We start from the raw sequence: 18151 nt of genomic DNA on the forward strand, positions 1-18151 counted from the left end.
GTCGGGCGGGTGCGAGCGTACCGACCTGGGCGGAGCGACGCGGACCCGCGGTCGCATGTAGAGCGGCCAACTCCCGCACGACCAATCTCAAGTGCTCGATGAGTGCGGGCGTAGGCGACGCCCACGGTGGCCTGCGCTACGCCGACGGGTAGATCTTGGACACTTTCCGTCTTCAGCTCAGTCTTCAGTTCACGGAAAGTGTCCAAGATTGCCAGCCATCAGGATGCAGCGACTGGGCCGCGCCGCCGAAATCGGCTGGGAGAAGCCCAGCACACCGCTCCCAGTGAAGGTGCCGCCTTCCTGTTCAATTCGCCAGCTGCGCGAGCAGTTCGTCCGCTGCCGCGTACGGGTCGATCGCGCCCTCGGCGACCTTGGTGGCGAGCGTGCTCAACTCCGTACCGTCGCGTAGGGAACCGATCCGGGCGCGCAGGGTGCCGAGCGCGATGGCCTCGATCTCGGCGGCGGCCCGCGCCTCCTGCCGGCGGCGCAGCTCGCCGTGTTCGACCAGCCAACCGCGGTGCTTGTCGAGGGCGGCGGCGATGTCGTCGATGCCCTCGCCCCGGGCCGCGATCGATCGGACCACCTGCGGTCGCCACTGCCCCGGCCCGCGCTCGCCCAGCGCGATCATGCCCTGGATGTCGCGGACGGTGGCGTCGACGCCGTCCCGGTCGGCCTTGTTGACCACGAACACGTCGGCGATCTCCAGGATGCCGGCCTTGACGGCCTGGATCGCGTCGCCCATGCCCGGGGCGAGCAGCACCAGCGTGGTGTCGGCCAGCGAGGCGACCTCCACCTCGGCCTGCCCGACGCCGACGGTCTCCACCAGCACCACGTCGCAGCCGGCGCCCTCCAGCACCCGGACCGCCTGCGGCGTCGCCGCCGCCAGCCCGCCGAGGTGACCCCGACTCGACATCGAGCGGATGTAGACGCCCGGGTCGGTGGCGTGGTCCTGCATCCGCACCCGGTCGCCGAGGATCGCGCCGCCGGTGAACGGGCTGGACGGATCGACCGCCAGCACGCCCACCCGATGGCCCCGCGCCCGCAGCGCGCGGACCAGCTCGTTGGTGGTGGTCGATTTGCCCACCCCGGGTGAGCCGGTCAACCCGACCACCTGGGCCTGACCGGCGTACGGTGCCAGCGCGGCGGCGATCGCCGGCAGCAGCGTGTCGCCGTTCTCCACCAGGGTGATCAGTCGGGCCACCGCCCGGGGGTCACCGGTGCGGGCCCGCTCGACCAGCAGCGGTACGTCCCGGCTACGCCGCACCGACGTGGCGACCTCTTGATTCACTGGTTCGACTCAGCCTTGCCCGGAACGTGGATGATCAGCGCGTCGCCCTGACCACCGCCGCCGCAGAGCGCCGCCGCGCCGGTGCCGCCGCCGCGCCGCTTGAGCTCCAGGGCGAGCGTGAGTACGAGACGCGCGCCGGACATGCCGATCGGGTGCCCCAGGGCGATCGCGCCGCCGTTGACGTTGACCTTGTCCGGGCTGATGCCGAGGTCACGCGTGGACTGGATGCCGACCTGCGCGAAGGCCTCGTTGATCTCGATGAGGTCCAGGTCCTCGATGCTCAGGCCGCCCTTCTTGAGGGCGTGGTTGATCGCGTTGGACGGCTGCGAGTGCAGGGAGTTGTCCGGGCCGGCCACGTTGCCGTGCGCGCCGACCTCGGCCAGCCAGGTCAGGCCCAGCTCCTTGGCCTTGGCCTTGCTCATCACGACCACCGCGGCGGCGCCGTCGGAGATCGGCGAGGAGCTGCCGGCGGTGATGGTGCCGTCCTTGGTGAACGCGGGCCGCAGCTTGGCCAGCGACTCGGCGGTGGTGTCCGGCCGGATGCCCTCGTCGTCGCTGATCACCAACGGGTCACCCTTGCGCTGCGGGATCAGCACCGGGGTGATCTCCTCGGCGAAGTGGCCGTTCTTCTGCGCGGCGGCGGCCCGCTGGTGGCTGGTCGCGGCGAACGCGTCCTGCTCCTCGCGGGTGATGCCGTGCCGGCCGCCGAGCCGCTCGGTCGACTCGCCCATCGAACAGCAGTCCCAGGCGTCGCTGAGCCCGTCGTGCGCCATGTGGTCCTTGACCACCACGTCGCCGTACTTGTAGCCGGTGCGCTGACCCATCAGCAGGTGCGGGGCGTTGGTCATCGACTCCATGCCGCCGGCCACCACGATGTCGAACTCGCCGGCCCGGATGAGCTGGTCGGCGAGGGCGATCGCGTCCAGGCCGGACAGGCAGACCTTGTTGATGGTCAACGCGGGCACGGACATCGGTACGCCGGCCTCGACCGCCGCCTGGCGGGCCGGGATCTGACCGGCGCCGGCCTGGAGCACCTGACCCATGATCACGTACTGGACCTGGTCGGGGCTGACACCCGCCCGCTCCAGGGCGGCCTTGATGGCGATCCCGCCCAGCTTGGTGGCCGGGAGGTCCTTGAGGTTGCCCAGCAGCCGGCCCATGGGGGTACGCGCGCCGCTGACGATCACCGAAGCCATGCCTGCCTCCGAGGGGGGTGCCGTGCTGTACGCCTGAACGATAGTTCGGCCAGACTAACGCCATGACTGAGAACTCCCCCGCCGAGCCCGGTGCGGACTACGTCACAGACATCGGACTTCGCAAGATCGACCACGTCGGCATCGCCGTCGCCGACCTGGATGCCGCGATCGACTTCTACCAGCGGACCTTCGGAATGCGCTGTGTGCACGTCGAGACCAACGCCGAGCAGGGCGTACGGGAAGCGATGTTGGCCGTCGGGCCGACCGTCGAGGGCGGCTGCGTGCAGCTGCTCGCTCCACTCAGCCCGGAGTCGACGATCGCGAAGTTCCTGGATCGCAACGGGCCGGGCGTGCAGCAGGTCGCCTACACCGTGGCGGACATCGACGTGGCCTGCGCGGCGCTGCGCGAGCGGGGAATGCGACTGCTCTACGACGAGCCCCGACGCGGCACGGCGGACAGCCGGATCAACTTCGTCCACCCCAAGGATGCCGGCGGCGTCCTCGTCGAACTGGTCCAACCCGCCCCCTGACCCCCACCCTTCTTGGTGATCAAGAGGTTCGCGTCAGATCGAGGCCCTGATCTGACGCGAACCTCTTGATCGGCAGGGGCGGGTGGGGGTTTGTGCGTGGTTTTCGTGCTGGTCGGGCACCTTCACGCATCGGCGGATGCAGTTTTTCACAGAGGACTTCCGGGTTTAGCTACCGTTCAGTAACGTCCCGCCCCATCGGAGCGCGGCCGGTGCCGGATGTGTCGAATGCCGACATGGTGGTCGCGTCCCACCGGCGCCGACGATGGCAGCACCCGGGCCCGCGCGGGTGCGGGACGAACCGGAGGTCACCGTGCAGGACATCCTCGAAGCGATCATGGCAGCGGAGGAATCGAACGACCCGGATCGGGAACTGGCCGGCGTCGCCGGTCTTCCCGTACCGGAGAGTTACCGGGGCGTGGTCGTCCGCGCCGAGGAGTCCCGGATGTTCGACGGGATGTCCACCCGGGACAAGGACCCCCGCAAGGCGCTGCACGTGCAGGAGGTGCCGACACCGGAACTCGGACCGGGCGAGGCGCTGATCGCCGTGATGGCCAGCGCGATCAACTACAACACGGTGTGGACCAGCATCTTCGAGCCGGTGTCCACCTTCCGCTTCCTCGAGCGCTACGGCCGGGTCTCCGAGCTGACCCGCCGGCACGACCTGCCGTACCACGTGGTCGGTTCGGACGCGGCCGGCGTGGTGCTGCGTACCGGCCCCGGGGTGACCCGGTGGGTGGCCGGTGACGAGGTCGTCGCGCACTGCCTCTCGGTCGAGCTGGAGGACGCCGCCGGGCACGACGACACGATGCTCGACCCGCAGCAGCGGATCTGGGGCTTCGAGACCAACTTCGGCGGACTGGCCGAGCTCGCCGTGGTCAAGGCCAACCAGCTCATGCCCAAGCCGCGCCACCTCAGCTGGGAAGAGGCCGCCAGCCCGGGGTTGGTCAACTCGACCGCGTACCGGCAGTTGGTCTCCCACCACGGCGCCAACATGAAGCAGGGCGACGTGGTGCTGATCTGGGGCGCGTCCGGTGGCCTCGGCGGGTACGCCACCCAGATGGCCCTCAACGGTGGCGCGATCCCGGTCTGCGTCGTCTCCTCGCCCGAGAAGGCCGAGCTGTGCCGCAGCATGGGCGCGGAGCTGGTCATCGACCGGGCCGCCGAGGGCTTCCGGTTCTGGAAGGACGACCAGGCCCAGGACCCGGACGAGTGGCGGCGGTTCGGTGAGCGGATCCGCGAACTCACCGGCGGCGAGGACCCGGACATCGTCTTCGAGCACCCCGGTCGGGAGACGTTCGGCGCGAGCGTCTACGTGGCCCGTCGCGGTGGCACCATTGTCACCTGCGCGTCCACGAGCGGTTTCCAGCACCAGTACGACAACCGCTACCTCTGGATGCACCTCAAGCGGATCGTGGGCAGCCACTTCGCCAACTACCACGAGGCGTGGCAGGCCAACCGGCTGGTCGCGCTCGGCAAGGTGCATCCGACGGTGTCCCGCACCTACTCGCTGGAGCAGACCGGTCAGGCGGCGTACGAGGTACACCGCAACGCGCACCAGGGGAAGGTCGGCGTGCGCTGCCTCGCACCGTCGGACGGACTGGGCGTCCGAGACGGGGAGCTGCGGGCCCGGCACGAGGCGGCGATCAACCGGTTCCGGGGGCACTGAGCGGGACACCGGCCGGACGGATGAGCACCCGATGGCCAATGCGGTGATCGGCCATTGTTCTTCCACCCCCATTAGCCCGAACCCAACCGGGTCGAACAAAGGGCCACGGGACACACCCCGTGGCCCTTTTTCGCGTCACGCTGCGTGGCGTCCTACCGGCCCGGGACCTGCCAAGATCGCCGATTGGTCCGGCCCCGGAGGCCAGGGCAGTTGACCATGTAAAGAGGAGACGAAAGCTTCGTACCGCTCTTGCGAAGCACCCTGGGGCGTCTGCCAGTATGTCCCAATGCCCCAGCAGCAGTCCTCCCCTCTCGCGTTCTTCGATAACGCGAACTCGCAGCCAGATTTCACCGTTGGCCTGCGCGGATACAACACTCACCAGGTCGATGACTTCATCGGCCGGATGACCGCCGCGCTGACCCAGTCCGAGCAGGCTCGTGCCGAGGCCGAGCAGCGGATGAACGACGCCCAGCGTCGTCTCCGCCAGGCCGAGCAGCGCATGGGTGCGCTGGAGCAGAAGCTCGCCGACACCAACAAGCAGCTCGAAGAGAACAGCCGGCCCACCCTCTCCGGGCTCGGCACCCGTGTCGAGCAGATCCTCCGGCTCGCCGAGGAGCAGGCCAACGACCACCGCAACGAGGCCAAGCGCGAGTCGGAGGGCATCCTCTCCGCCGCCCGCCTCGAGGCGCGGGAGATCACGGACAAGGCCCGTGCCGAGGCCGCCGCGATGAAGGCCACCGCCGAGCGCGAGGCGGGCAACCTGCGTACCGCCGCCGAGCGGGAGGCCGCCGAGGTCCGGGTGCAGGCCCGCCGTGAGGCCGACACGCTGCGCGCCGACGCGGACCGCGAGACCAAGCAGCTGCGGACGGTCACGGCACACGAGGTGGCCGAGCTGAAGTCGACCGTGGAGCGGGAGGTGGCCACCCTGCGCGCCACCGCCGAGCGGGAGATCACCCAGCAGCGGGCCAAGGCCGCCCGCGAGGCCGAGGAGAAGCGCGCCGAGGCCACCAAGCTGTTGACCGACGCGCGGGACAAGCGCGACAAGGACCTCCAGGCGCTGGAGCTGCAACTCGCCGAACGGCGCGAGAAGGCCGAGCGCGAGGAGTCCGAGCGGCACGCCGCCCAGGTGGCGCAGACCCAGAAGATGGTCAGCGAGGCCGAGCAGCGCGCCCGCGCCGCCCAGGAGCGGGCCAAGGAGATCGAGCAGCGCGCCGAGGCCCGTCGCGTCGAGTCGGAGCGCAACGCCGCCGAGACGGTCGACAAGGCCAAGGCGCAGTCCGACAAGATGCTCAACGAGGCCAAGGCCGAGTCGCAGCGTCTGCTCACCGAGGCCCGCACCGAGGCCGAGCTGACCACCCAGGCCGCCCGCCGCGAGGTCGAGGACCTCACCCGGCAGAAGGACGCGGTCACCTCGCAGCTCGGGCAGATGCTCTCCGGGCTCGCCGGCATCGTGCCCGGCGTTCCCTCGTCGCCGCCCGCCGCGGCGGCGAAGTCCGAGACGAAGAAGACCGACGGCGCTCAGGAGCGGGTCACCGCGGAGACCGCCGGCTGACGCGAGGGCGTCAGGTCGGGGCATCGACGGCGCGAGGTGACACCGGGTGACCGGTGTGACCTCGCGCCGTGTGCGTTTCCCAACCCTCGGTGTGGTGCCCTCGCCACGGAGTGAAGTAGGTCCCACAAGCGGCGTCCGTATCGCCCCAGCCGCGGGCGATGCGTGTGAGGATGGGGGCATGTCGCACGGCGAGGAACTGTTCGCCCTCGGCGGGGACGTGACCACGGAGCCCAGCTTCGAGTCCGCTCTGCGGGGGTACGAGAAGAAGCAGGTTGACCGGTACGTAGCACGTGCCGAGCACGAGATCGCGACTCTCGCCGCCGAACGGGAACAGGCCTATACACAGATCCACAAGCTCGCCGGCCAGGTCGAGGTGTTGCAGCGGGATCTGACCCAGGTCCGCAAGCAGATGAACGTGGTCGACCGGGCTTCCTTCCGGCATCTGGGTCCCCGGGTCGAGTCGATCCTCACCCTCGCCGAGGAGCAGGCCGAACAGATCCTGTCCGCGGCCAACGAGGAGATCGACGCCCGCCGGGCCGCCGCCGAGCACATCATCGAGGAAGCCCGCGAGCAGGCCGCCCGGGCTTTGAAGGACTTCGAGATCGCTCTCGCCGCCCGACGCCAGGAGGAGGAGCGACACAGCGCCTCCCGCCGCGCGGAGGCGGACGCGACCCTGCGCTCGGCCAAGGACGAGTCGGCGAAGCTGCGCAAGGCGGCGCAGGACGAGCTGGCCAAGGCCCAGCAGGAGGCCACCCAGCTGCGGGACGCCGCCAAGGAGATCCACACCCGGGCCCAGCAGGAGGCCACCAAGCTGCGCGAGGAGGCCCGCGAAGCGCTGGCCACCGCCCGCCAGGAGGCGGCGGAGCTGCGCGAGGCGGCCAAGGAAGTGCACGTCAAGGCCCAGCAGGAGGCCAAGCGGCTCACCGACACCGCGACCGAGGCGGGCCGGGCGACCCACGCCAAGGCCCAGCAGGAGGCCAAGCAGATCATCGACGACGCGTCGATGGCCGGCCGAGCCACCCGGGCCAAGGCCCAGCAGGAGGCGGAGCGGCTCACCACGCAGGCGTCCGAGGCGGCCAAGCGCAGCCGGGCGGAGACCGAGGCGTACGTGCAGCGCATGCGCAGCGAGACCGAGGCGTACGTGCAGCAGTCCCGGGCGCAGACGCAGCAGGAGCTCGGCGCCTGGCGGGCCGGCGTGGAGCAGGAGGTCAACTCCCGACGCGAGGCGGCCGATCGGGAGCTGGCCCAGCAACGGGCCACCGCCGAGCAGGAGTTCGCCAAGCGTCGCGGCGAGCTGGACAAGCAGCACGAGTCCCGCCAGCAGGAGCTGGAGTCGGGCTGGACGGCACGCCGCGACGAGCTGGAGACCGCGTACACCGCACGCCGCGACGAGCTGGAGACCGAGTACACCACCCGCAAGAACGAGATCGAGCAGGGCGCGGACGCCATCCGCCAGGCGGCCGAGGCGGACGCGACGGCCCTGCGCCAGCGCGCCGAGACCGAGGCCACCGAGATGCTGAGCCGCGCCGAGACCGAGGCGGGCGACAAGCGCCGCAAGGCCGACGAGCACGTTGCGGCCTCGCGGCGCCAGTTCGAGGAGTACGCGGCCACCACCCAGCAGCATCTCGCGACCACGCAGCAGCACCTGGCGGCGACGCAGCAGGAGGCGGCGGCGGGTCGGCAGCAGCTCGCTCAGGTGATGTTGGAGATCGCGCAGGCCCAGCAGCAGCTCGCCGACCTGCGGCAGGAGACCTGGAAGGCCCGGCAGGAGTCCGACGAGATCGAGCGCCAGATGGCGGAGCTGCGGCTGCACACGATCGCCGGCCCGATCGACGGTCCGCCGACGCCGACGACCGGCGACCGCCCCGACGCCCCGGCCAGCGCCGCGACCGTGGGGGCCAGCGGCGGTGCCGCGACCGTGACGGCGGGCAGCGGGGCCGGTCCGGGCGACGGCTCCGACGCGTCGGCCGAGGCCGCGACGGTGGCGGTCGGCGGTGGTAGCGGCCCGGGAGACAGTGACGACGCCAATGACGGTGCGGCCGGTAGCGGTGCGGCGGGTGGCCTCAAGGCCTCGCCCACCGACGTCCGGCAGCCGGCGAACGCCAGCGCGGACGAGGCCGGGCCGGCCAGCACTCGGCCGGTGGCCGAGCCGGTGACCACTGTCGACGGTGGCACGGCCAGCGCCGGGGTGGACGGCGAGCCGACGGTGGCCGCCGTACCCGGGGAGGGTGGCCGGGGCGCCAAGCCGACCAAGATCACCAGTACCGGCGAGAACGGCAAGCGGCCCACCAAGCCGACCACCGACGAGCGCAGCGCCAAGCCCAGCAAGGTCACCCTGGAGAAGGACTGACAGGGCCAACGCGCCCCTGACTTCGAGATCTTGGACACTTACCGTCAGCTCGTGACGGTAAGTGTCCAAGATCTGTACGGCTTCGGCCGGGTCTAGCTGACGTCCGGGGGTAGATCGACGATCGGGCGGCGGAACGGCCCCCACGCCACGAAACGTTCGAACAACTCCCTGGGCGTCGGCCCGTCGTGGGGATTGAGCTGGTAGAGGTCGTGTGCTGCCTCGTGGTAGAGCCCGGCCAGGTAGATGGTCAGCGCGGCAGGGTCTTCGTCGAACTCCGCCTTGAGCAGCAACCGGGCGTCCGCACACGGCCACGGTCGACCGTCGGCCCGGCAGCACCACATGGGTCGCAGCGGAGTGTGCGGCGTCCGCGCACCGCAGGGTCTGGGGAAGGCGGGGTACGGCCCAAGTCGCGGCTGGGGCAGCCCGGATGCCGGCGTACGGCCCCGGTCGCCCGATCCAGAGCCCGACGGCGTACATCCCGACCGGGACGCTGCGGTGCGGGGCAGCGCGCGACCGGCACGGCGAGAACTGGGCATGGGTACCTCCTCGACTGGAAACGGTTGCACCGCCGTAGACGGGGCTCGGGGCGACGACAGCCGCACCATCCGGTACGTGACAGTCTGCTGATCAGAGCACTACGGTCGGAAGGCATCACCGTGTTCGGCGGCGGCACTGTGTCGACGGCGTGGCACGCCGGGACGGTCGGTGGAATCGACCCTCGACCTGCGGAGGCACTGTGGAAGGCGACACCGCGCCGACGGCCGACATGATCCGCGCGCAGTTGCGCCGGCTGCGGACCGCCGCCGGGATGAGCCAGGAGGATTTCGGCCGGCTGGTCCACTATTCGGGCTCGATGGTGTCGGCGCTGGAGCTGGGCCAACGGCCCCTGGACCGGCTCTTCCTGGCCCGCGCCGACGAGGTGCTGACCACCGACGGCCTCCTCGTCCATCTGCTCAGGCTCGCCGAGCGGGACGGTCAGCCGAGCTGGTTCCGTCCGTGGCTGGATGCCGAGCGAAGCGCCCGCCAACTGCGGTGTTTCCAACCCACGCTGATCCCGGGGCTGCTCCAGACCGAGAACTACGCCCGCGCCGTGATCCGTTGCGACGACCTGCTCAGCGACGACGAGGTGGAACGCCGAGTCCACGCCCGCCTGGACCGCCAGTCCATCCTCACGCAGCCTGACCCACCGCAGTTGATCGCCGTAGTCGACGAGCGAGCGTTGGCGCACTCCGCCGAGCACCTGCGTGGTCTCATGATCGAGCAACTCACCCACCTGATCACCTGCGCCCAGCGGCCACCGGTCAGCGTGCATGTGATTCCCGCCGATGTTGGAGTGCACGTCGGGATGTCCGGACCCTTCACGCTCGCGCGCAGCGCGGACGGCGGCTGGGTCGGCAACCTCGAAAACCAGCTTGCCGGCGTCGTTGTTGACCGAGATGGTGACGTAGCTACGCTGCTCTCACGATGGGAAACGGTCCGAAACGAAGCGCTCTCCCATCGGCACTCGATCGACTTGATGAAGGAAGCAGTGGATTCATGCACCTGAGCGGCGCGGTTTGGCGCACCTCAACTCGCAGCGGCAATAGTGAGTGTGTCGAGGTGGCGGACAACCTACCCGGCGTGGTGGGGGTGCGGGACAGCAAGGACCCGTCCGGCACGGTGCTGCTCTTCGCGCCGGCCGCGTGGCGGGCGTTCGTGGTGGCGACCCGTCGTCCCACCGTCTGAGCCGGGAGGCCCTGGTGCCGCAGCGTGACCCGTCCGGCGACGACCCGGACCCGACCCCCGAGTCCTCTTCAGCCCAGCCCGAAGCACCTCCGGCCGAGCCTGGGACGCCTCCGCCGGTCCCGGTGCCCGCCCCGGGATTCGACCCGGACGAGCCGCCGGCGGTCCCGTCGGGAAAGTTCGGCACGCCGGGGCGTCCGCTGCGGCGCAGCAGTTTCCTCGTCGGCTTCACCGGCGCGCTGGGCGTGCTGCTGGCGTACACCCTCTATCTGGGGATCCGGAATGCCGGCGGCATTCTGGTGCTGGTGGTGATCGCGCTCTTCCTCGCGGTGGGCCTCAACCCGGCGGTGGTGCGCCTGCGCACCTGGGGTGTGCCCCACGGCCTGGCGGTGGCGGTGGTGGCGCTGACCGTGGTGCTGCTGCTCTGCGGCGGCATCGTGGCGCTGGTCCCGCCGATCGTGACGCAGTCCGGGCAGTTCATCGACCAGATCCCGAGCCTGCTCGACGAGTTGCGTCGCAATCCCACGGTGAACGACCTGGTGGAGCGGTACGACGTGGTGGAGCGGGTGCAGGGCGCGGCCAACGCCGACACCATCGGCCGGGCCCTCGGCGGGGTCCTCGGTGGCGCCCAACTGATCTTCGGCACGGTGTTCCGGACGCTGACCGTGCTGGTGCTGACCATCTACTTCTTGGCCTACTTCGACAAGCTGCGTTCCCTGGGCTACGCGCTGGTGCCCCGGTCCCGCCGCGAGCGGGCGGCGTTGATCGGCGATGCCATCCTCACCAAGGTGGGCGCGTACATGGTCGGCGCGTTGAGCATCGCGGTCCTGGCCGGCGCGACCACGTTCGTCTTCGCGCTGATCGTCGGCCTGCCGTACCCCTTCGCACTGGCCGTGGTCGTCGCCGTCACCGATCTGATCCCGCAGATCGGTGCGACCCTGGGGGCGGTGATCGTGAGCCTGGTCGGCTTCGCCGCCGACCTGCCCACCGGCATCGCCTGCGCGGTCTTCTTCCTCGTCTACCAGCAGGTCGAGAACTATCTGATCTACCCGAAGGTGATGCGGCGCTCGGTCGAGGTCAACGAGGTCGCCGCCCTGCTGGCGGCGCTGCTCGGCGTGGCGCTGCTGGGCGTGGTGGGCGCGCTCATCGCCATCCCCACCGTGGCCGCGCTGCAACTGATCCTGCGCGAGGTGGTCCTCCCCCGTCAGGAGCGCAACTGAAGCCGCCAGGAGCGGAACCGAGCAGGGTCAGTCGGCCGGGCCGGGGACGGGTGTGTCGGCGAAGGCGGCCACCGTCCGGTCGGCGTACGCGCTGACGTCGCCCGCCTCCATCGGCCCGTCCCAGGTCGTCGGCAGTGGCACGTCGACCCCGGGGTTGACCCGCTTGACGATCTCGTCGAGCACCGTCTCCGCGTCGCCCACCCAGAGGTGCTTCGCGCCGGGCACCCCGACCACCTCGGCCTGCGGCACCGCCGCGAACCGCTCCCGCGCCTCGGCGGGACGCAGGTAGTCGTCGAACTCGGGCACCAACGCCACCAGCGGCCGACCGGACGTGGCCCAGGTCGCCAGGTCGTCCGGCGTCGAGAAGCGCAGCGGCGGCGAGAGCAGGATCGCTCCGGCCACGGCCGGGTCGCAGCCGTACTTGAGGGCCAGGTCGGTGCCGAACGACCACCCGACCAGCCAGATGTTGGGCAGTTCGGCGAACTCCGCGTACTCGATGGCAGCGGCCACGTCGTACCGCTCGCCCACCGCGCCGTCGAACGCGCCCTCGCTGGTGCCGCGCACGCTGCTGGTGCCCCGGGTGTTGAACCGCAGCACGGCCAGGTCGGCGAGCGCCGGCAGCCGCCAGGCTGCCTTGCGGAACACGTGGCTGTCCATCATCCCGCCGTGCGTGGGCAGCGGGTGCAGGCAGACGAGGGTGGCCACCGGCGGCCGGTCGGCCGGCAGGGCCAGCTCGCCGACCAGCCGCAGCCCGTCGGCGGTGTGCAGCTCGATGTCCTCCCGGCGGCCGGGCAGGATCGACGACGCGCGGATCGCTGTGCTCACCGCCATAGTCTGTCGCGAAGTCGGCGTCGCCGCCCGCCCAGGCACGAACAGCGTGATCCAGGTCGCTGAACCGTGACGCCAGGCGTACCGGCAGGGTGGTTCAGTAGCGCGGCGCGCCCCGGCCGCGCTGCACCGACGGGCCGCGCCGCTCCCGGGCACGCCAGCAGCCGCTGTGCCAGTGCCGGCGGTCGGTCAGGTCACCCAGACCGTCGGCCGGCCAGGCCACCAGATGCGCCACCCCGGGCCGGATCTCCTGGTCACACCCCGGACAGCGGTACGTCTTGACCGACGCCCCCGCCCCGATCCCGCGTACCTGCCAGGCGCCGTCGGTCCACTGCTGCACCGAGGCGACGCCCTGGCGGACCCGGTCGGCGTCCAGGTTCGCGTTCTCGTCCCGGCGAGGGCGGTTGCGACGGGGGCTCACAGTCACCAAGCGTACGGTCACCTCGGGTGGGACGGCCCGGGCGGTCGTCGGGTCGCTCGCGGTCAGCGGTGCGAGTGGTCGCGGAAGCCGCGACGGGTCTTGCGGCCCAGGTAGCCGGCCGTTACCAGGTGTTCCAGCAGCGGCGCGGGCGCGAAGCCCGGCTCGCGCAGCTCCAGGTACAGCTCCCGCTGAATGGCCAGCGCGACGTCCAGTCCCACCACGTCGAGCAGCTCGAACGGGCCCATCGGGTAGCCGCAGCCCAGCTTCATGGCGTGGTCGATGTCGTCGGCCGTGGAGTAGCTGGCCTCCAGCATCCTGACCGCGTCGTTCAGGTACGGGAAGAGCAGCGCGTTGACGATGAAACCGGACCGGTCGCCGCAGACCACGCCGGTCTTGCCCAGCGCCGCGCAGACCGCCCGCGCGGTCGCGGTGGTCTCCGGCGAGGTTCGGATGGTCTGGACCACCTCGATCAGCGGCATTACCGGCGCCGGGTTGAAGAAGTGCAGGCCCACCACGTCGGCCGGTCGCTGGGTGGCCATCGCCACGTCGATCACCGGCAGGGACGAGGTGGTGGTGGCCAGCACCACGCCCGGCTTGCAGATCTCGTCGAGGCTGGCGAAGAGCGCCTTCTTGACGCTGAGCTCCTCGACGACCGCCTCGACGACCAGGTCGACGTCGGCAAGGTGGTCGAGGGTCGCCGACCAGGTGATCCGGCCCAGCGCCGCGTCCCGGTCGGCCTCGGCGAGCTTGCCCCGGACCACGCCCTTGTTCAGCGACGTCTTCACGGCTTCGCACACCGACGCGGACTTCTCCGCGCCCCGGGTCACCGAGACGACCTCGTACCCGGCCTTGGCGAACACCTCGATGATCCCGGTGGCCATCGTCCCGGAACCCACGATGCCGACCTTCGTGATGGCGCGCGCGCCGTCGGCGAGCGCGGCGTCCGTCGCGGGCGGCGTCGTTGCATCGGGTACGACCCTCGGCGAGCCGGGCCGCTCGTAGGTGTAGAAACCCCGACCGGACTTGCGGCCGAGCAGCCCCGCCGTGACCATCTGCTTGAGCAGCGGCACCGGGGCGTGTCGGCGGTCCCGGCCGCCCCGCCGGTACATGGTGTCCAGGATCTCGTACGCGGTGTCCAGGCCGATCAGGTCCATCAGCGCCAGTGGGCCCATCGGCAGGCCGCAGCCGAGCTTCATCGCGGCGTCGATGTCCTCCCGGGTCGCGTAGTGCGACTCGACCATCGCGACCGCGTGGTTGAGGTAGCCGAAGAGCAGCGCGTTGGCGATGAAGCCGGCCCGGTCGTTGATGGTGACGTCGACCTTGCCGAGCCGGGCGCACAGGGCCTCGACGTCGGCCACCACCTCGGGCGCGGTGACGACGGTGCGAACCACCTCGACCAGCTTCATCACCGGCGCCGGGTTGAAGAAGTGGATGCCGATCACCTGGTTGGGCCGGCTGGTCGCCACCGAGATCTCGGTGACGCTCAGCGACGAGGTGTTGGTGGCGAGGATGGTCTCCGGCTTGCAGACTCGGTCCAGCTCCGCGAAGATCCGCTGTTTGAGGTCCAGGTGCTCGGGCACCGCCTCGATGACCAGGTCCACCGAGTGCAACGCGTCCAACCCGACCGCGAAGTGCACCCGCTCGTGCAGGGCGTCGCGGTCCGCCTCGGCGAGCTTGCCCTTGGCGACCGCCCGGTCGGTGGAGCCCTTCAGGGTGGCCCGACCGCGCTCCAGCGCCGACTCGGCGATCTCGACCGCGACGACGTCGATGCCGTTGCGGGCGAAGACCTCGACGATGCCGGCACCCATGGTGCCCAGCCCCACGACACCGACGGTGCTGAACTCGCGCGCCACGACGGGCCTCCCCAGACACTCCGCACGGCCGCTGAACGGCCGCTAAGGCTTTGCGCGCGAGTCTGCCACGCGCCGCCGGGTTGTCGAGACGCCGTGGGATATTTCACCCACGGCGCAGCCCTACGCGGCCTGCGCGTCGGTCAGCGCCAGCAGCTCCGCCACGAACTCCGCCGGCCGCTCCAGGTGCGGGCTGTGCCCGCAGCCGGGCAACACCACCTCACGGTACGCGCCGCCGGCCGCCGCGTACCGTTCCAGCACCGCACGGGTCTGGCCGACCATCGGCTGCGGCGGGCAGGACTCCGCCCCCGGCCATCCGGGTACGGCACCGAGTGAACCGAGGTAAGCCAGGTCGAACAGCGACGTGTCCGAGACGATCACGTCGGCGTCACCGCGTACCCAGGTGACCGGGGGCTTCTCGGCGACGGCCACCAGTTCGTCGGCGACCCGGAACCAGGTCGGCGCGAGCGCGTTCAGCACGCCCCGCTTCCCGGGCGCGGTGCCGGGCCAGTTCTCCGACCCCGCCGACGTGCCCGGGTAGTTGTCCTCGCCGATCGTCGTGGACAGCACACTGTCGAGCAGCAACTCCTCGTCGACGCCGAGCGAGGCCGGGTCGGCCACGTAGGTCGCCCGCAGCACCTCGCGCGGGCTGGCCGGCCCCTCGGCGCTCCGGTCGCCCGCGGCGAGCCGGGCCACGAACTCCGCGTTCGCGGTGCCGGCACCGGTACCGGCGAAGTCGGGCGTGGTCGGCGTGCCGCTCAGGTCGCGCGTGCCACCGAAGCCGTACGGCGACACGGGCGCAGCCAGCAGTAGCGCGCCCACCCGGTGTGGATGGTCGACCAGCAGCCGCATGGCGACTCCTCCACCGAGGGAGTGCCCGACCACGACCGGTCGGACCCCACCAGCAGCGTCGGCGCTGCCGGCGTCGACGCCCGGGAAGAGCGTCGGGTCGTCCAGCAGGGCGGCGACGTCGTCGGCGAAGTCCCGCAGGCCCCGGGTGGCGTCCACCGCAGCGGTCGCCGAGTCACCGAACCCGCGCAGGTCGGGAGCGACGACCCGCAGCGTCGGTGGCAGCCGACGGATCAACGGCTCCCAGAACAGCGATGAGGAGCAGTTGCCGTGGACCAGCAGCACCGGAGTCCCGTCCGGCGGACCGGCCACCCGTACCGCCTGGGTCACGCCGTTCGCCGTCACGACACGCTGCTCGATTTCCATCCGCGGCATGCTGCCACGCCGGCTCCCACCGGTCCAGGTGCCGACCAGCCACGCCGGGACACCGCACGGTGTGGCCGACCACCAACTGCGGCAGGCTCAGGGTCAGCGGCGAGCCCCGGGTGGTGTGGCCAGCGGCAGTGGCAGCGTCGGTCGGACGTCCCGCCGGGACACCCCGAAGCTGAGCCCGACCGGATCCGTGTGGGCGACCCCCGGATCGAAGAGGCGCAGCTCGGTGCGGCCCAGTCGGATCACGTCACCGTCGGAGAGACGTTCCACCTCGGTGATCCGGCGGTCGTTGAGCCAGGTGCCGTTGGTCGAGCCCAGGTCGCGTAGCGACGCGCCCTCGGGAGCCAGCCACACCTCGGCGTGCTGGCGACTCAGATGCGGATCGTTGATGACCACGTGGCCGGTCGGCGCCCGACCGATCACCTGTGGCTCGACCCGCAGACGAAAGCTCGCTCCGCGCATCGGCCCACCAGCGACCGTCAACAACGGCATCAGTTCCGGATAGTCCTCCATGGACAGTCAGCCCTCCACCCCACACCATTACTCCGCGCGTCAGCCTGCCATCAGACGGTAATCGTCAATACCGACCGGCCGGTCAGCTCCTCGTCACCTCCCGGTCACCCGCTGTTCGACGGTTCGGACGGCCACCACCCGACAACCGGCAGCTGACCTGCCCTGATCAACGAGCGGACGGGTGGACGCGACCTCCACCCCGGCACCGGAGAAATCGTGGCCTACCCATGAGTAATGTTCGGGTTTAGACTTCCGCCATGACGGCTGTGCATGTCCCCGGCACCCCCCTGATCGAGGGGCACAAGCTGGTCTCCACCAGTCCGGCCACCGGCGTCGAGGCCGGCCGCCTCCCCGTCGCCACCGACGCGGACATACGGCAGGCCGTCGAGCGCGCCCGCCCCGCCGGCGAATGGTGGGCCGGACTGGGCTTCACCGGCCGTCGTCGGCGGCTGCTGCGCTGGCGCGCGCTGCTCGCCCAACGCGTCGAGCAGCTCGCCGAGTTGATGCACGCCGAGGGCGGCAAGCCGGTCGCCGACGGCATCGTCGAGATCGCCAGCGCGATCGAACACGTCGACTGGGCCGCCCGCAACGCGCGCCGGGTACTCGGACCACGCCGGGTGCGGTCCCGGCTCGTCCTCGCCGAGTTCTCCGCGCATCTGGAATACCAGCCGCACGGCGTGGTGGGTGTGATCGGGCCGTGGAACTATCCGGTCCTCACCCCGCTGGGCTCCGCCGCGTACGCCCTGGCCGCCGGCAACGCGGTCGTGCTCAAGCCCAGCGAGTACACGCCCGTGGTCGGCCAGTGGCTGGTGGACACGTTCGCGGAGGTGGTGCCCGAGCAGCCGGTGTTCACCGCCGTACACGGGCTCGGCGACGTCGGTGCGGCGCTGTGCCGTTCCGGGGTCGACAAGGTCGCCTTCACCGGCTCCACCGCGACCGCCCGCAAGGTGATGGCCGCCTGTGCCGAGACGCTGACGCCCGTGCTGATCGAGGGCGGCGGCAAGGACGCGATGATCATCGACAGCGACGCCGACCTCGACGCCGCCGCCGAGGCCTGCGTCTGGGGCGCCATGACCAACGCCGGGCAGACCTGCATCGGCATCGAGCGCGTCTACGCCGTCGACACGATCTTCGACGCCTTCGTCGACAAGGTGGTCGCCCGCGCCGGCCGGCTCACCGTCGGCCCCGAGGGCGCCGACATCGGCCCGATCACCATGCCCGGCCAGATCGACGTGATCCGCCGCCACATCGAGGCCGCGGTCAGCTCCGGCGGTCGCGCCCTGGTCGGCGGCCCGGACGCGGTGCAACCGCCGTACGTGCATCCGACCGTGCTCGTGGACGTACCCGAGGAATCGGCCGCCGTCCGCGAGGAGACCTTCGGTCCGACCGTGACCATCAGCCGGGTCCGCGACGCCGACGAGGCCGTCGCCCGCGCCAACGCCGTGTCGTACGGCCTGGGGGGTTCGGTCTTCGGCCGGCAGCGTGCCGTGCGCATCGCGCGGCGGCTGCGCTCGGGGATGACCTCGGTCAACTCCACCCTGACCTTCGCCGGGATGTCCACGCTGCCGTTCGGCGGGGTCGGCGACTCCGGCTTCGGGCGGATCCACGGCGAGGACGGCCTCCGCGAGTTCGGCCGCGCCAAGGCCATCACCAAGCGTCGGGCGCGTTCACTGCTGCCGTCGATGACCTTCGACCGCACCCCGTCCGACGTGGCGCGCCTCGTCAAGGCCATCAAGGTGATGTACGGCAGATGAGTGTCGGATAGCCGATCTCCGACCCGATCGGCGTATCCAC

General features: G+C 71.0%; 16 protein-coding genes. 8 read left to right on the forward strand and 8 right to left on the reverse strand.

Features of this window, described 5'->3' with window-relative positions:
* Nucleotides 1-304 precede the first annotated feature (304 nt).
* Together meaB and ACN269_RS14075 are read right to left on the reverse strand one after the other, a co-directional pair.
* Nucleotides 305-1288 (reverse strand): methylmalonyl Co-A mutase-associated GTPase MeaB, encoded by a 984-nt coding sequence (gene meaB / locus ACN269_RS14070; RefSeq protein WP_421472876.1) that lies wholly within the window; start codon nucleotides 1286-1288, stop codon nucleotides 305-307.
* Nucleotides 1285-2484 (reverse strand): acetyl-CoA C-acetyltransferase, encoded by a 1200-nt coding sequence (locus ACN269_RS14075; protein ID WP_421472877.1) that lies wholly within the window; start codon nucleotides 2482-2484, stop codon nucleotides 1285-1287. Before ACN269_RS14075 ends, meaB begins: the two co-directional genes overlap by 4 nt.
* Nucleotides 2485-2546: 62 nt before the next feature.
* Here ACN269_RS14075 and mce point away from each other — a divergent pair, with 62 nt between their 5' ends.
* The 4 genes from mce to ACN269_RS14095 all read left to right on the forward strand — a co-directional run bounded on the left by mce (nucleotide 2547) and on the right by ACN269_RS14095 (nucleotide 8582).
* Complete coding sequence (mce, locus tag ACN269_RS14080) at nucleotides 2547-3014, forward strand: methylmalonyl-CoA epimerase (RefSeq protein ID WP_421472878.1); 468 nt, start codon at nucleotides 2547-2549, stop codon at nucleotides 3012-3014.
* 310 nt (nucleotides 3015-3324) lie between these two features.
* A complete protein-coding gene (ccrA, locus tag ACN269_RS14085) occupies nucleotides 3325-4680 on the forward strand; it encodes a crotonyl-CoA carboxylase/reductase (RefSeq protein WP_421476333.1) in 1356 nt (451 codons plus the stop codon).
* 286 nt (nucleotides 4681-4966) lie between these two features.
* Nucleotides 4967-6232, forward strand: a complete 1266-nt coding sequence (locus ACN269_RS14090) for a cell division protein DivIVA (protein WP_421472879.1) — start codon at nucleotides 4967-4969, stop codon at nucleotides 6230-6232.
* 178 nt (nucleotides 6233-6410) lie between these two features.
* Nucleotides 6411-8582, forward strand: coding sequence for a hypothetical protein (locus ACN269_RS14095; RefSeq protein ID WP_421472880.1), 2172 nt, complete (start codon nucleotides 6411-6413; stop codon nucleotides 8580-8582).
* A gap of 92 nt (nucleotides 8583-8674) precedes the next feature.
* On the opposite strand, the gene ACN269_RS14100 is transcribed toward ACN269_RS14095, so the two are convergent.
* Nucleotides 8675-9004, reverse strand: a complete 330-nt coding sequence (locus tag ACN269_RS14100; protein ID WP_421476335.1) for a hypothetical protein — start codon at nucleotides 9002-9004, stop codon at nucleotides 8675-8677.
* 344 nt (nucleotides 9005-9348) lie between these two features.
* On the opposite strand from ACN269_RS14100, the gene ACN269_RS14105 reads away from it, so the two are divergent.
* The 3 genes from ACN269_RS14105 to ACN269_RS14115 all read left to right on the forward strand — a co-directional run bounded on the left by ACN269_RS14105 (nucleotide 9349) and on the right by ACN269_RS14115 (nucleotide 11524).
* The gene (locus tag ACN269_RS14105) at nucleotides 9349-10128 is read left to right on the forward strand and encodes a helix-turn-helix domain-containing protein (RefSeq protein ID WP_421476337.1); all 780 of its coding nucleotides are present in this window, start codon (nucleotides 9349-9351) and stop codon (nucleotides 10126-10128) included.
* Nucleotides 10119-10307, forward strand: a complete 189-nt coding sequence (locus tag ACN269_RS14110) for a DUF397 domain-containing protein (RefSeq protein ID WP_421472881.1) — start codon at nucleotides 10119-10121, stop codon at nucleotides 10305-10307. The genes ACN269_RS14105 and ACN269_RS14110 overlap by 10 nt, the downstream gene beginning before the upstream one ends.
* A gap of 122 nt (nucleotides 10308-10429) precedes the next feature.
* Nucleotides 10430-11524 carry an AI-2E family transporter gene (locus ACN269_RS14115; RefSeq protein ID WP_421476339.1) on the forward strand — a complete coding sequence of 365 codons (1095 nt, stop codon included), beginning with the start codon at nucleotides 10430-10432 and terminating at the stop codon, nucleotides 11522-11524.
* 27 nt (nucleotides 11525-11551) lie between these two features.
* Here the strand turns inward: ACN269_RS14115 and ACN269_RS14120 are convergent, their stop codons facing one another.
* The 5 genes from ACN269_RS14120 to ACN269_RS14140 all read right to left on the reverse strand — a co-directional run bounded on the left by ACN269_RS14120 (nucleotide 11552) and on the right by ACN269_RS14140 (nucleotide 16357).
* The gene (locus ACN269_RS14120) at nucleotides 11552-12349 is read right to left on the reverse strand and encodes an alpha/beta hydrolase (protein WP_421472882.1); all 798 of its coding nucleotides are present in this window, start codon (nucleotides 12347-12349) and stop codon (nucleotides 11552-11554) included.
* A 100-nt stretch (nucleotides 12350-12449) separates the two neighbouring features.
* Nucleotides 12450-12773: a hypothetical protein gene (locus tag ACN269_RS14125; protein WP_421472883.1), complete on the reverse strand. Its 324-nt coding sequence runs from the start codon at nucleotides 12771-12773 to the stop codon at nucleotides 12450-12452.
* A 62-nt stretch (nucleotides 12774-12835) separates the two neighbouring features.
* A complete protein-coding gene (locus ACN269_RS14130) occupies nucleotides 12836-14626 on the reverse strand; it encodes a 3-hydroxyacyl-CoA dehydrogenase family protein (protein WP_421472884.1) in 1791 nt (596 codons plus the stop codon).
* Between the two features lie 120 nt (nucleotides 14627-14746).
* Nucleotides 14747-15847, reverse strand: a complete 1101-nt coding sequence (locus ACN269_RS14135) for an alpha/beta fold hydrolase (protein ID WP_421472885.1) — start codon at nucleotides 15845-15847, stop codon at nucleotides 14747-14749.
* 93 nt (nucleotides 15848-15940) lie between these two features.
* Nucleotides 15941-16357, reverse strand: a complete 417-nt coding sequence (locus ACN269_RS14140; protein WP_421472886.1) for an FHA domain-containing protein — start codon at nucleotides 16355-16357, stop codon at nucleotides 15941-15943.
* A gap of 257 nt (nucleotides 16358-16614) precedes the next feature.
* Here ACN269_RS14140 and ACN269_RS14145 point away from each other — a divergent pair, with 257 nt between their 5' ends.
* Entirely contained in the window at nucleotides 16615-18111 is a 1497-nt protein-coding gene (locus ACN269_RS14145) for an aldehyde dehydrogenase family protein (RefSeq protein WP_421472887.1), read from the forward strand.
* Nucleotides 18112-18151 lie beyond the last annotated feature (40 nt).

It is taken from the genome of Micromonospora sp. WMMD736 (assembly GCF_049179015.1).
In the GTDB taxonomy this organism is placed as follows: domain Bacteria; phylum Actinomycetota; class Actinomycetes; order Mycobacteriales; family Micromonosporaceae; genus Micromonospora.